The sequence below is a fragment of the Micromonospora sp. NPDC047670 genome (assembly GCF_043204915.1).
Taxonomy (GTDB): Bacteria; Actinomycetota; Actinomycetes; order Mycobacteriales; family Micromonosporaceae; genus Micromonospora.
This window is the reverse complement of the sequence record NZ_JBIDDA010000006.1, coordinates 363,226-376,368: the sequence shown is the minus strand read 5'-3', so window position 1 is coordinate 376,368 and position 13,143 is coordinate 363,226. Positions and strand designations below refer to the sequence as shown.

11 protein-coding genes are annotated in these 13,143 nt (G+C 72.0%); 1 reads left to right on the top strand and 10 read right to left on the bottom strand.

Annotated elements, in window-relative coordinates:
- Window positions 1-23: 23 nt before the first annotated feature.
- Window positions 24-2,111 (top strand): hypothetical protein, encoded by a 2,088-nt coding sequence (locus tag ACGF7U_RS17905; RefSeq protein ID WP_393107823.1) that lies wholly within the window; start codon window positions 24-26, stop codon window positions 2,109-2,111.
- 204 nt (window positions 2,112-2,315) lie between these two features.
- Here ACGF7U_RS17905 and ACGF7U_RS17900 read toward each other — a convergent pair whose 3' ends face one another.
- The 10 genes from ACGF7U_RS17900 to ACGF7U_RS17855 all read right to left on the bottom strand — a co-directional run bounded on the left by ACGF7U_RS17900 (window position 2,316) and on the right by ACGF7U_RS17855 (window position 13,039).
- Window positions 2,316-2,771 (bottom strand): pyridoxamine 5'-phosphate oxidase family protein, encoded by a 456-nt coding sequence (locus tag ACGF7U_RS17900; protein ID WP_393107821.1) that lies wholly within the window; start codon window positions 2,769-2,771, stop codon window positions 2,316-2,318.
- 124 nt (window positions 2,772-2,895) lie between these two features.
- The gene (locus ACGF7U_RS17895; RefSeq protein ID WP_393107819.1) at window positions 2,896-3,402 is read right to left on the bottom strand and encodes a helix-turn-helix transcriptional regulator; all 507 of its coding nucleotides are present in this window, start codon (window positions 3,400-3,402) and stop codon (window positions 2,896-2,898) included.
- Window positions 3,403-3,618: 216 nt separating this feature from the next.
- A complete protein-coding gene (locus ACGF7U_RS17890) occupies window positions 3,619-4,029 on the bottom strand; it encodes a VOC family protein (RefSeq protein WP_393107817.1) in 411 nt (136 codons plus the stop codon).
- A gap of 242 nt (window positions 4,030-4,271) precedes the next feature.
- A complete protein-coding gene (locus tag ACGF7U_RS17885) occupies window positions 4,272-4,622 on the bottom strand; it encodes an ArsR/SmtB family transcription factor (protein WP_393107815.1) in 351 nt (116 codons plus the stop codon).
- Window positions 4,619-5,080 carry an SRPBCC domain-containing protein gene (locus ACGF7U_RS17880; RefSeq protein WP_393107813.1) on the bottom strand — a complete coding sequence of 154 codons (462 nt, stop codon included), beginning with the start codon at window positions 5,078-5,080 and terminating at the stop codon, window positions 4,619-4,621. Before ACGF7U_RS17880 ends, ACGF7U_RS17885 begins: the two co-directional genes overlap by 4 nt.
- A 113-nt stretch (window positions 5,081-5,193) precedes the next feature.
- The gene (locus ACGF7U_RS17875) at window positions 5,194-7,587 is read right to left on the bottom strand and encodes an ATP-binding cassette domain-containing protein (protein ID WP_393107811.1); all 2,394 of its coding nucleotides are present in this window, start codon (window positions 7,585-7,587) and stop codon (window positions 5,194-5,196) included.
- Between the two features lie 183 nt (window positions 7,588-7,770).
- Complete coding sequence (locus ACGF7U_RS17870; RefSeq protein ID WP_393107809.1) at window positions 7,771-8,220, bottom strand: helix-turn-helix transcriptional regulator; 450 nt, start codon at window positions 8,218-8,220, stop codon at window positions 7,771-7,773.
- Window positions 8,217-9,461 (bottom strand): MFS transporter, encoded by a 1,245-nt coding sequence (locus ACGF7U_RS17865; protein ID WP_393107807.1) that lies wholly within the window; start codon window positions 9,459-9,461, stop codon window positions 8,217-8,219. Before ACGF7U_RS17865 ends, ACGF7U_RS17870 begins: the two co-directional genes overlap by 4 nt.
- Window positions 9,462-9,538: 77 nt before the next feature.
- Entirely contained in the window at window positions 9,539-10,018 is a 480-nt protein-coding gene (locus ACGF7U_RS17860; RefSeq protein WP_393108004.1) for a hypothetical protein, read from the bottom strand.
- A 147-nt stretch (window positions 10,019-10,165) separates the two neighbouring features.
- Window positions 10,166-13,039, bottom strand: coding sequence for a BTAD domain-containing putative transcriptional regulator (locus ACGF7U_RS17855; protein ID WP_393107805.1), 2,874 nt, complete (start codon window positions 13,037-13,039; stop codon window positions 10,166-10,168).
- Between the last annotated feature and the right edge of the window lie 104 nt (window positions 13,040-13,143).

Sequence of the window (13,143 nt, the reverse complement as noted above, 5' to 3'; positions counted from 1 at the left end):
TGGCAGCAAGGAGAGGGAAAGCCGTGATCTCAAGACGCACACTCATCGCCGGGGTCCCCGCGGTGGCCGCGGCCGCCGCCTTCCCGGGGGCCGGCTCCGCCCTGGCCGCCCGGACGGAGTCGTTCGGCGAGGGCAACTACTACTTCGCGGTCGCTCCCGACGACGGCACGCCTGTCGATCGCTCGGGTGAACTCACTCCGTTCTCGCGCGGGGCACTGTTCGACCGCGACGTCACGGGAGTTGTCGGCTGGCGCGGGGGCGCCACCGCGCCGAAGACCGTCTCCATGGTCTTCGACCTGCTCAACGACTACCCGCTGGATCAGATCACGGTCCTCAGTACCGCGCCGAACGACCTGTGGGGATTCGACGAGATCACGGTCACCTACCGGCCCGAAGCCAGCGCCACCTACCGCATCGCGGCCCGCGCGACCCGTGCCCGCACCGAGCTGGACTACCAGCTCACCGTGCCGATGAGCGGCACGACCGCGCGCTTCCTGCGGATCGAGTTGCTCCGCAACAACCAGGGGCTGCACATCCCGCTCAACGAGATCCGGCTGGTGCTCGGCCAGGGCGAGCCCGGGCGGAACCCGGCTCCCGCGGCCAGCATCGACGGCATGCGGCAGGAGCTGTCCCGTTACACGCGGCTGGTCGACCGCTACGGCCAGTACCTCTACCAGACCTGGCCCGGCAAGGTCACCTCCGACGCGCAGTTGCGGGCGGAGGCGGCGCGGGAGGAAGCCAGGCTGGCCGGCGTCGAGTTCGACCTGTCCAGGTACGACCGCTACGGCGGCCTGCGGCAACTCGGCACGCATGGCGCGACGGGCTACTTCCGGCTGCAGAAGGTCGACGGCCGGTGGTGGTTCGTCACTCCCGAGGGCCACCTGTTCTTCCTCAAGGCCGTCGACGCGCTGTCCGAGGAGGAGTGGGGCTACGGCACGCTCTACCGAAACGCCGACGGGACCCTGCGCGACGTGTTCGACGAACTGCCCGACCCGCAGCGCTTCGCCGCCGCGTACGCCGTCGTCGAGAACGGACTGCACACCGTCAACTTCGTCAAGGCCAACCTGATGCGCAAGTACGGCGACGACTACAAGGCGAAGTGGCGGGACATCACCCGGCGGCGCATGATCGACTGGGGTTTCAACGCGCAGGGCAAGTGGCGCCGCGACGAGGCGGTCGTCATGCCCTACATCGAGCGGGCACCCACACCGCCCGACGTGGTCAAGGTGCTGTGGGGCATCGATCCCTTCGACCCTGAGTTCTCCGCCAAACTCGACCGCGCCTTCGACGCTTTCGGCCTGGCCAAGTTCCGCAACGATCCCTGGCTCATCGGCTACTTCTTCGAAAACGAGCGGGGGTGGAACCGGGACGTGGTGGCGGCTGTGCTGCGGCTCGACTCGTCGCTTGCCGCCAAGCAGGCGTTCACGCGGTACCTGGCGGCGACGTACGACGACGACCTGGCGCGCGTCAACGCCATGCTGGGCACCGCGGCCCAGTCGTTCCGGGCGCTGGCCGACGTGGTCATCGACATCGACCGGGTGCCCGACAGGGACGTCAAGGCGTTCATCACGCAGGCGTCCAGGACCTACTACCGCAAGGTGCGCGACGCCATCCAGCGCCACGACCCGCACCATCTCTTCCTCGGGTCGTGCCTCGTACCCACCTGGCGGACCAGCCCGGAGTGGAACGTGGGCGGCGTCGACTACCTCGACGCGATCTCGTTCGACTGGTACTCGGACAACGCCGACTACCTGCGCCAGTACGGGGTCCACGACAAACCGGTCATCAACCTGGAATTCTCCTTCTGCCATCCCGATCGCGGGCTCACCTCCCACAACCCGACCATCACCGCGACCAGCATCGCCAACCGGGGCGAGAAGTTCCGGGACTTCGTGCGGGCACAGGCCGCCAGCGCCGTGTTCGTCGGATCGGCGTGGTTCGTCCACTACGACCAGGCGGTCACGCGGAAACCCGGCTCCACCGAGGCGTTCAACATGGGTCTGATCAACCAGCAGGATCAGCCCTACCACGCGATGACCGACATCATGCGCGAGACCAACCGCGACCTGGAATCGGTGCACCAGCGAGGGGCAGGGTGGCGAGCGGGGTGACCGCCGGGCTGTGGCGCAGCCGCGGCGGGCACCCGGCCTGGTGGGGGTAGACCCGCCCGCGCGGGACGTGGCGGAGCGGGCATGACCGCTCCGGAAAGGTCGACGAGGCGTAGCGAAACCTCGATGACCTTTCCGAGGCGAGGCATGCCCGCGCTGCCCTCGTCGCTGTCGACGTCACCGGGCGAGCCCGGCGCCGCGCGGCGATCAGCCGAGCCAGCGGCCGTCGCGCATGAGGACGCGTCCCCGCAGCTCGTTCGCCTCCCGCCAGGCCTGGATGCGCCACGGCCGGATCCGGAAGTACTGGTAGGGCTCGTCGAGTTCGCGCGGGTCGAACCCGGTCTTGGCCGCGAACGCGTCGCCCGTGTCCGGGCCGAGGTCGGCGACGTCCACCGGCTCGGCGGTGCCGTCGACGATGACGACGTCGCGGGTCGGCCCGAGGCTGAGTCGCACCCGGCCGTCCGCCAGCAGGTTGCGGCCCGTGACGGAGGCGCGCGGCGTCGAGATGAGGAACGCGGTCCCGTCCCACAGGTACGACAGCGGGATGAGGTGGACGCCGCCCGGGGAGCCCGACGTCGCGACCCAGAGATCGACGTCGCCCTCGAGTCTCGCGCGGGTGTCCCGCAGCCTCTCCTCAAGCCCACGCGGCGGCGCGTCCGTCATGCTTTCCTCCGGTCACGTCGTGCAGGGGCCCTTCCCTCGCGGGTGGGACCCCGTCGGTCATCGTCGGCCCGCCCGGCGGGCGTCTCGTGATCGGCGGTCGGGCGGGGCAGGCAACAGTGCCACATCAGGCGTGGGCGCCAGCGAGGCGGCCCGCCGTGCGGCTCGGCCGGTGTCGTTTCTCGACGGGGCCGGCGGCCTCCCCGACCGCGCCGTGGAGGGCTTGTCCGGCACCGCCATAGGCGACCGCGGCAGCTCCCGTGGCGCGGGCTGTCTCGGCCCAGGTGTCGGGCGGCACGCCGACGAGTTCGGTGAAGCGGGTGCTGAAGGTGCCCAACGACGCACAGCCGACCGCGAAACACACCTCCGTCACGCTCAGATCCCCCCGACGCAACAACGCCATCGCCCGCTCGACCCGCCGCGTCATCAGATACGCGTACGGCGACTCCCCATAAGCCAACCGGAACTGCCGACTCAAATGCCCAGCCGACACGCTCACCCCACGAGCCAACGCCTCGACATCCAACGGCTGCGCATACTCCCGATCAATGCGATCACGCACACGACGCAACCGCACGAGGTCACGCAGCCGCTGCGCGGCGGTGCGTGCGCGCGCCCACGAGGGGTGACACATGGAAACTCCTTCTCGTCGATGTTCGCGAGCACCCGGGTTGCCTGGCGGGGTGGGTGGCGAGGCGCTCGATGCGGAAAGCGACACCCGCTCGGCGGGCGCGGCATCGCCGTGCTCGCGATGTCGGCCGCCGAGGAGGTGGTCGCAGCCGGCGGCCGGGAGGCGCTGGCGGCCGGGTTCCTCGCGGGTGGGCGCGGCGCCGGCCGGGCCGGTGGTGGCTCAGCGAAGCTCCTGGATGCGCACGAGGTTGCCCGCGGGATCGCGGAAGGCGCAGTCGCGCACGCCGTACGGCTGCTCGGTCGGCTCCTGGACGACCTCGACGTCGTCGCCCTGCAACTTCTCGAAGGTGCCGTCGAGGTCCGGGGTGGCCAGCAGGATCCAGCCGTAGGTGCCCTTGGCCATCATCTCGACGATGGTGCGGCGTTCGTCCTCGGTGATGCCGGGGTCGGCGGCCGGCGGCGCCAGGAGGATGGACGTGCCGGGCTGGCCGGCGGGGCCGACCGTGATCCAGCGCATCTTGCCCTGTCCGACGTCGCTGCGGACCTCGAAGCCGAGGGCGTCGCGGTAGAAGGCCAGGGCGGCGTCCGGGTCGTCATGCGGCAGGACGCTCGTGTGGATGGTGATGTCCATGACGATCAGGCTAGGTGTGGCTCCGGGGCCGGGCTTCTCGAATCCTGATCGATCCGACGGACCGTTTCGGCGCGGGTCGGGGTCGCCGGGTCGGTGCCAGGCGCTGATCTTCACGCCCGACGTGGTCTCGGTCCGCCAGACGGACAGCCCGTCCAGGGTGGTGGACGCGCCGTACGCCTGCTCCGGCGGGGACTGCTCGACGCCGACGCGGTGGAGGATGTCTGCCAGCTGCGTGCCCCTCGCTACTGCTCGGTTTTCGGGTCCGTGCCGCGCTGGATCGCCTCGGCGATGCGCTTGATGCGCTGCAGACGGGAGTCCCAGGCGGCGCCGACGTCGGCGAGTTGGGCGACGGCGCGGGCGAGTTGGGCGTGGTCGACGTGGAACTGCTTCTCGCGGCCGGCGGTGCTTGCGTGTACCAGGCCGACCCGGTCGAGGACGACGAGGTGCTTCGCCACCGCCTGACGGGTGACCGGCAGGTGCTCGCTCAGGCTGGTTGCCGTCGCGGTGCCTTCGCTCAGCAGCAGGTCGAGCATCCGGCGTCGGGTCGGGTCGCCGACGGCCGACCAGAGGTCGTCGTCCACCGTCGCGCTCACGCGTTCGCTCCGATCTTCGCGGCGTAGGCGGGCAGCCGCGGCAGGTAGAAGTCCCAGCCGGTGACGTGCGCGGCGTACTCGGCGGCGGCCTTCGCCTCGTCCCAGCCGCGTTCACGGAAGCCGCTCTCGGTCATCCGCAGCAGCGTCCCTGTCCCGGCGGGCTCGAGTTCGAAGACGACCAGGAACGAGTTGCCCGGGGCTGCGGACTGCCCCTCCTCGTGGGTCCAGCGGAAGGAGAAGAGCCGCGGCGGTACGGCGTCGACGACCGCGAACTGCACCCAGGTGCCGTCGCGCGAGCAGTCCCCGAAGCCGATGCGCCCCGCTCCCCCGGGCACGGCGGGGAACTCCGCCTCGTCCGGCCACCACTCCCGCAGGTGCTCCGGGCTGCTCACCACGTCGAAGACGACCTCGGGTGAGGCGCCGATGTGGATTTCCCGCTCGATGGTTCCTGATTCCATGCTCGCCACCTTCTGCAACGTTTGGTTGCGCATCACGCTAGCCGACCGACGCGCGATGTGCAACCATTGGTTGCGCGAGCGGGTGGCTCAGGATGGACAGCCCCGACGACCGGTCAGGTGCCGACGTAGGCCGCGAGGTGCTCGCCGGTCAGGGTGGAGCGGGCGGCGACGAGGTCGGCGGGCGTGCCCTCGAAGACGATCCGGCCACCGTCGTGGCCGGCGCCCGGCCCAAGATCGATGATCCAGTCGGCGTGGGCCATGACCGCCTGGTGGTGTTCGATGACGATGACCGACTTGCCGGAGTCGACGAGCCGGTCGAGCAGGGCCAGGAGGTGCTCGACGTCGGCGAGGTGCAGGCCGGTGGTCGGCTCGTCGAGGACGTAGATGTCGCCCTTCTCCGCCATCTGGGTGGCCAGTTTGAGCCGCTGCCGCTCGCCGCCGGACAGCGTGGTGAGCGGCTGGCCGAGGCTGAGGTAGCCGAGCCCCACGTCCGCGAGCCGGTCGAGGATCTTGTGCGCGGCCGGGGTTCGTGCGTCGCCGTCGGAGAAGAACTTCTCGGCCTCGCTCACCGACATCGCGAGGACCTCGGCGATGTTCCGGCCGCCCAGCGTGTATTCCAGAACCGACGCCTGGAACCGCTTGCCCTCGCACTCCTCGCAGGTGGACTCGACGGTGGCCATGACACCCAGGTCGGTGTAGATGACGCCGGCGCCGTTGCAGGCGGGGCACGCGCCCTCGGAGTTGGAGCTGAACAGCGCCGGCTTCACGCCGTTGGCCTTCGCGAACGCCTTGCGGATGGGGTCGAGCAGGCCGGTGTACGTGGCCGGGTTGCTGCGTCGTGACCCGCGGATGGCGCCCTGGTCGATGACGACCACGCCGTCGCGGCCGGCGGCTGAGCCGTGGATCAGCGAGCTCTTGCCGGAGCCGGCGACGCCCGTGAGTACGCAGAGCACCCCGAGCGGGATGTCGACGTCCACGTTCTGCAGGTTGTGGGTCGACGCACCGCGGATCTCGAGGGCGCCGGAGGAGGAACGCACCGACTTCTTGAGGGTGGTCCGGTCGTCCAGGTGCCGCCCGGTGAGCGTGTCGCTGGCCCGCAGCCCCTCGACGGTCCCCTCGAACACCACCTCGCCGCCCTCGGTGCCGGCACGCGGGCCGAGGTCGACGACGTGGTCGGCGATCGCGATCACTTCCGGCTTGTGCTCGACGACCAGCACGGTGTTGCCCTTGTCGCGCAGTTGCAGCAGCAGGTCGTTCATCCGCTGGATGTCGTGGGGGTGCAGGCCGATGGTGGGCTCGTCGAAGACGTACGTGACGTCGGTCAGCGACGAGCCGAGGTGCCGGATCATCTTGGTGCGTTGGGCCTCTCCCCCGGAGAGGGTGCCGGCCGGCCGGTCCAGCGAGAGATATCCCAACCCGATCTCCGTGAACGAGTCGAGCAGATGTTGCAGCCCGGTGAGCAGTGGGGCGACCGACGGCTCGTCGAGGCCCCGGATCCATTCGGCCAGGTCGCTGATCTGCATGGCGCAGAGGTCGGCGATGTTCTTCCCCTTGATCTTGGATGACCGGGCCTCCCCGCTGAGCCGGGTGCCGTCGCACTCGGGGCAGGTCGTGAACGTCACGGCCCGCTCCACGAAGGCGCGGATGTGCGGTTGCAGGGAGTCGACGTCCTTGGCCAGGAACGCTTTCTGGATCTGCGGGATGAGTCCCGCGTACGTCAGGTTGATGCCCTCGACCTTGATCTTGGTTGGCTCCTTGTGGAGCAGGTCGTGCAGCTCCTTCTTCGTGTACTTACGGATCGGCTTGTCGGGGTCGAACATGCCGCCCTCGCGGAAGATCCGGCCGTACCAACCGTCCATGCTGTAGCCGGGGACGGTGATGGCGCCCTCGTTGAGGGACTTGCTGTCGTCGTACAGCTGGGTCACGTCGATGTCGTTGACCGAGCCCATGCCCTCGCAGCGGGGGCACATGCCGCCCAGGCGGGTGAAGGTCGCCTTTTCGGTCTTCGTCTTGCCGGCGCCGCGCTCGACGGTGATGGCGCCGCTGGCCTTCACCGAGGGGACGTTGAAGGAGTAGGCGTTGGGTGGGCCGATGTGCGGCTGGGCGAGTCGGCTGAACAGGATGCGCAGCATCGCGTTGGCGTCGGTGGCGGTGCCGACGGTGGAGCGCGGGTTGGAGCCCATCCGTTCCTGGTCGACGATGATCGCGGTCGTCAGCCCTTCCAGCCGGTCGACCTCGGGCCGCGCCAGTGTCGGCATGAACCCCTGCACGAAGGCGCTGTAGGTCTCGTTGATCATCCGCTGCGACTCCGCGGCGATCGTGCCGAACACCAGCGAGCTCTTGCCCGAGCCGGAGACGCCGGTGAAGACGGTCAGCCGGCGCTTGGGGATATCGACGCTGACGTCCTTGAGGTTGTTCTCGCGCGCGCCGTGCACGCGGATCAGATCGTGGCTGTCGGCGACGTGCGGCGCGGGCGATCGCGTGTCGATCCTCGTGGCCATGCTCATCGTGTCTCCCTCTGTGAGGCGGGGCCGCCCTGGCGGTCCCCGTCGGCGTCGCCTCGCTCGATCTGTCCAGCGTCGAGCAGCTGCGGCTACCCTGCCGGACGGCTCGGCGCCGCTCGTTGCGGCCGTGGATGGCCTGGGACGGCGTCCGCGTCGCGGGCGCGACGATCGTACGGCTCACGGCCGTCACGCTAGGTGCGACCGCGTGAGCGGCGCTTCTTGATTCCTGACCGGTCTCGTCACCTGCTTCCCGACGCACGGCGGCAGCTCTGCCGACGCGCGGGCAGTCTGGGCCCGGTAGGTGCTGGGCGGCACGCCGACGAGTTCGGTGAAGCGGGTGCTGAAGGTGCCCAACGACGCACAGCCAACCGCGAAACACACCTCCGTCACGCTCAGATCCCCCCGACGCAACAACGCCATCGCCCGCTCGACCCGCCGCGTCATCAGATACGCGTACGGCGACTCCCCATAAGCCAACCGGAACTGCCGACTCAAATGCCCAGCCGACACGCTCACCCCACGAGCCAACGCCTCGACATCCAACGGCTGCGCATACTCCCGATCAATGCGATCACGCACACGACGCAACCGCACGAGGTCACGCAGCCGCTGCGCGGCGGTGGAGGTGCTGCTCACCCGTGCGATCGTAGTCGCGCCGGGCTTCGTGCGCCGTCAGCGTCCCACCCCCGCGCCGCGTCCGGCCCGGCCCCGGCGCGCCCCGCGGGCGGGACGGCCCGCCGGCGCGCGAGGGCCAGCACGCACACCAGGCAGAGGGCGGCAGCCGCCACGAGCGTCGGGCGGCCGCCGAGGTGAACGGCCGCGGAGCCGAGCGGAATCGCCAGCGCGACCGGACCGAACATCGCGGTGTTGGCGGTTCCGGACACGCGGCCGAGCATCGCCGCCGGCGTGTGCGTCTGCACCGCGGTCACCGCGGCGACCAGGGCCCAGGGCAGGCCGACGCCGGCGAGCACCGAGGCGGCAGGGGTGCCGGGCCACCAGGGCAGGCACCGCACCAGACAACTGGCGGCGAACAGCGTCGTGCCGGCGCCGCCGACGGTGACCGGACCCCACCGGGCGATGAGCCGGCCCACGACGAGGCCCCCGAGGACGGACCCGACGCCCTGCGCGCTGAGCAGCACGCCGAGGAACGTGGTCGGTAGGCCCAGGTCGATGGTGACGACCGCGTACCCGGCCGCCGTGGTGAAGCCGGACATGGCGATCGACACGGCGGCGAGCGCGACGCTGACGCGCGTCGCGCGCTGTGCGGACAGGGCGGCGATCCCCGCGCGGAAGCCGCGCGCCCGCGCGGCCGGCGGCTCGGTTGGTGTGCGGGTCAGTCGCACGGCCGGGTACAGGGCGGCCACCAGGACCGGCATCGCCGCGCTGAGCACGACGACCGCGTGACCGCCGTGCCAGGCGTAGAGGCCCGCGCCGGCCAGCGGTGCCACGAGCTTCATGCCTTCCTGGGCGCTGGAACGCCAGCCGTTGACGTTCGCCAGTTCCGTGGGCGGCAGGGCGGCGGGCAGCAGCGCCGTCTCCCCGGCGTCGATGAGCACGTAGCTGACACCGTAGGCGCACGACACGGCGAGGATGAGCCACGTCTGGCCCGGTCCCCGCACGGCGAGGAGGCTCAGCAGAACGGTGGCCAGCGCGAGGTTGGTCGCGATCACCAGCGGCCGTCTCGGTGCCCGGTCGAGCAGGCCGCCCAGCCATGGGCCGGCGAGCACCGGGGCGTAGACGCAGAGCCCGGCGAGGGCCGCGAGGCCGGTGGAGCCGGTGAGGTCGAGGATCCAGATTCCGGCGACCAGCGACATGGCGGTGCTGCCGAAGCACGACAGCAGCGAGATCGCCACGAACAGCCAGGCGTTGCGGCGCATGAGTCCTCCAGGGTTGAGCGGGGACGACTCAGATCCTCAGGCGTTGAGTGACTGCCACGCAACCCTGTCGGGGTCTGTCAATTGTCTGTTGACAGCAGCGCGTCCAGGCTGGCTGCGACGGCCCGCGCCGGTGCCGGCAGCCGTGCGTCTGCGGTTTCGGCCAGGTCGGCCGCGAGGAGCGAGGCCAACGCGTACAGCGCGCCCGGATCGGCGTCGAGCGCCGCCGCCACGGTCTCGCGCACGAGGGCCGCGCGCCGGAACCGCGTGTCCCACCGCCGGTCGGCGTCGATCCACCGCCGCAGGTCGCACACCGCACCGCGGATCGCCGCGATCCGCGCCGAGTACGCGGCGTCGCGCTGCTCTCGCCGTGACCGTCGCAGGGCCGCCAGGCGCTGCCGGCGTTGCTCCGCGGCCTGCCGGCTGCCGAGGCCGAGGGCGGCGGCGATCTGGGCCCACGTCGCACCCGCGTGCCGCGCGCGGTCGATCAGGTCGAGTTCCCGCTCGTCGAGCCGCGCGCGATCGGCGGCGACGTCGGCCAGCTGCGCGATCTCCGGCATCACCGGTCAACGGTACGTTGACAAGGCGTCCGATGGTGAGGGCCGTCCTGCCGCGGCTCGCGGCCGACGCGGCCACCCGGTCGCGCCGCACCCGACCCGGCGGACCCCGCCATGGCGGGCGCGGCGGTCACCCGGCGGGCGCGGCGGTCAGCCGGGCGGGTGGGCGAGCAGGGCGCGCAGCTCGCCGGGCTCGGGCTCGCCGAGCTGCGCGTACAGGCCGAGCGCCTGCTCGGCGTTGTCGCGGGCGGCCGCCGGCGCCTGCCCGGCGTGGGCGTACGCCAGTCCCTCGTGGGCGCGAGCCTGTTCCAGTCGGTCGCCGACGTCGCGGGCAACGGCCAGCGCGTCGCCGTGGTGCTCGGCGGCCCCGGCCTGGTCGCCGACGTCGGCGGCCGCGTCGCCGAGCCCGTTGAGCGCCCGCGCCTCACCGCGGCGGTAGCCGAACCGCCGGTACAGCTCGAGGGCCTGCCGGTGGTGCTCGCGCGCCTCGGCGGGTGCGCCCCGCTGCCGGTGTGCCCGGCCGAGGTTGTCGAGCACGTCGGCCTCGCCGCCCGGGCTGCCGACCTCCCGGAACAGCATGAGGGCGCGGTGGAGGGCGTCGTGGGCCTGCGGGTGCTGACCGGCCTGCGCCTGGACGGCCCCGAGGGTGTTGAGGCCGACCGCCTCGCCGAACCGGTCGTTGCGGCCGCGGAACAGTTCGATCGCCCGGGTGAGGTGTTCGCTCGCCCGGGCGGGGTCGCGTCGCTGCTGGTGCACGCTGCCCAGGCCGTGCCAGGCGCGGGCCTCGGCCACGTCGTCACCGGCGGCCCTGCCGTGCTCGACGGCCTGCGCGAACTGATCTCCCGCGCTCCGGTAGGCGCCCTGGCCGAAGGAGAGCCAGCCGAGATCGGCGAGGCTTCGTGACTGCGCGCCGCGGTCGCCGAGCCGGCGGCCGGCCGCCAGGGCGGCGGTGTAGATGTCGCGGGCGTCGGCGTGGTGGGCGTTGTCGTAGAGGTAGCGGTAGAGGATGGTCGCCAGGTTGGCGGCGTGCGTCGGCCAGTCACCGTCGGCGGCGCGGGCGCAGACGGCGGCGAGGTTGGCGCGTTCGGCGTCGAGCCAGGCCCCGGCGGAAGCGGTGGTGAACTCTCGGCCGGCGGCCGGCGGCGCGACGGGCGGTCGGCGGTGCCTGGTGTCCGGGTACAGCACGTCGATGGCGGCCGCGGCGGTGCGCAGGTAGTAGTCGAACAGCCGGGTCAGCGCGGCGTGGCGGGTGTCGTCGGTGTCCTGCGCGGCGCACGTCGCGCGGGCGTGCTCGCGCAGCAGGTCGTGGAACGTGTAGCGGGCCGGCTCGTGTTGGGCGAGCATGTGCGCGTCGAGCAGGTGTTCCAGGTCGGCGTCGGTGTCGTCGGCGTCAGCGTCGGCGAGTGCCGCGGCGGCGTGGGCGTCGACGTCCCGGCCGGGAAGCAGGCCCAGCAGGCGGAAGAGTCGTTGCTGGCGTGGGGGCAGGTGCTGGTAGGACAGGGTGAACGCGGCGGCGACCCCCCGTTCGGCGGTGGCCAGCTCGGTCAGCCGGCGTCGCTCGTCGCGGAGGCGGTCGGCCAGGTGCTCGACGGTCCACCGCGGTCGGTGGTGCAGTCGGGCGGCGGCGATGCGGACCGCCAGCGGCAGGAATCCGCACATGCGCAGCACCTCGCCGACGGCCGCGTACGAGGCGCGGGCGCGGTCACCCACGATGCTGGTGAACAGGGCGACCGCGTCCGGTGTGGGCAGCACGTCGATCGAGAGGGTGTGGGCGCTGTCGAGGTCGACCAGTCGGCGTCGGCTGGTGACCAGGACCAGGCTGTCGGTGACGCCGGGCAGCAGCGGGCGTACGTGGTCGGTGTCGGCTGCGTTGTCGAGCACGACGAGCACGCACCGGCGGGCGAGTTCGGCTCGCCACCTCGCGGAGCGCTCGGATTCGCCCAGTGGGATGTGGTCGGGTGCCACGCCGAGTTGCCGGAGCAGTGTGTACAGGGCGGTGGCGGCGTCGACGGGTGGCTGGCCGGCGGTGTGCGCCCGGAGGTCGACGAAGAGTTGCCCGTCGGGGTAGCGGTCGGCGAGGCGGTGGGCCGCGTGCACGGCGAGTGCGGTCTTGCCGACGCCGGCCATGCCGTCGATCGTGCAGATCCGGGGCGTCGGGCCGGTGAGGAGGCGGTCGAGTTCCACGGTGCGGCCGGTGAAGTCCGCGACGTCGTACGGCAGGAAGTTGGCGGCGCGCTCGCTCTGCCCGGGCGGCGGGGTTTCGGCGGTGACGACGGGTTCGGGTTCAGGGCCGCGCAGGATGCTCTGCTCGACGGCGAGGAACGCGCGGCCGGGGTCGAGTCCCTGCAGTTCGGCGAGGCTGTCGCGGTAGCGGCGGGCGGCGGCGAGGGCGTCGGTCTGTCGCCCCGCGGCGTGCAGGGCGCGCATGAGCTGCCCGACGAGGCGCTCGCGCAGCGGGTAGGCGGCGACCCAGGTGGCGAGTTCGTCGACCAGGGCGTCGTGGCGGCCCAGTGCCAGCTCCAGCTCGGCCAGCCGTTCCACCGCGGCGAGGCGCCGCTCCTCGAGGCGGGCTCGGGTGCCGCGCGCGTAGGCGGCGTTGACGCCGGTGAGGGCGTCGCCGCGCCACAGGGCCAGGGCCTCGCGGAGCTGGTCCACCGCGGTGCGGGGGTCGGTGGCGGCGAGGCGCTGCGCCGTCGCGGTCAGCCGGGTGAACTCGGCGAGGTCGAGGGTGCCGGCCTCGGGCGTGACGACGTAGCCCGCGGCCCGGGTGGCCAGGGTGTCCTCGGTGCCGGCGGTGCGCAGGACCCGGCGGATGGCGGTGACGGCGGCGTGGATCTGGGCGCGTGACGTGTCGGGCGGGGTGTCGGCCCACATCGCGGTGGTCAGCCGGTCGGGGCCGATCACGGTGCCGGCGTGCAGCAGGAGGTACGCCAGGACGGCGCGGTGGCGGGGGGCGAGACCGTCCAGGGCTCGCCCGTCGGCGCTGACCTCGACGGGGCCCAGCAACGCGAAGCGCACCGTCACCGTCTGACTCCCCTCGCCCGGTGGCTCCGATCGTGGATCGGTCGAGGACGCATCGTAGACGCATCGCGGGTTTGTCAACGTGGCCGCACATGATCCGTTCTGTC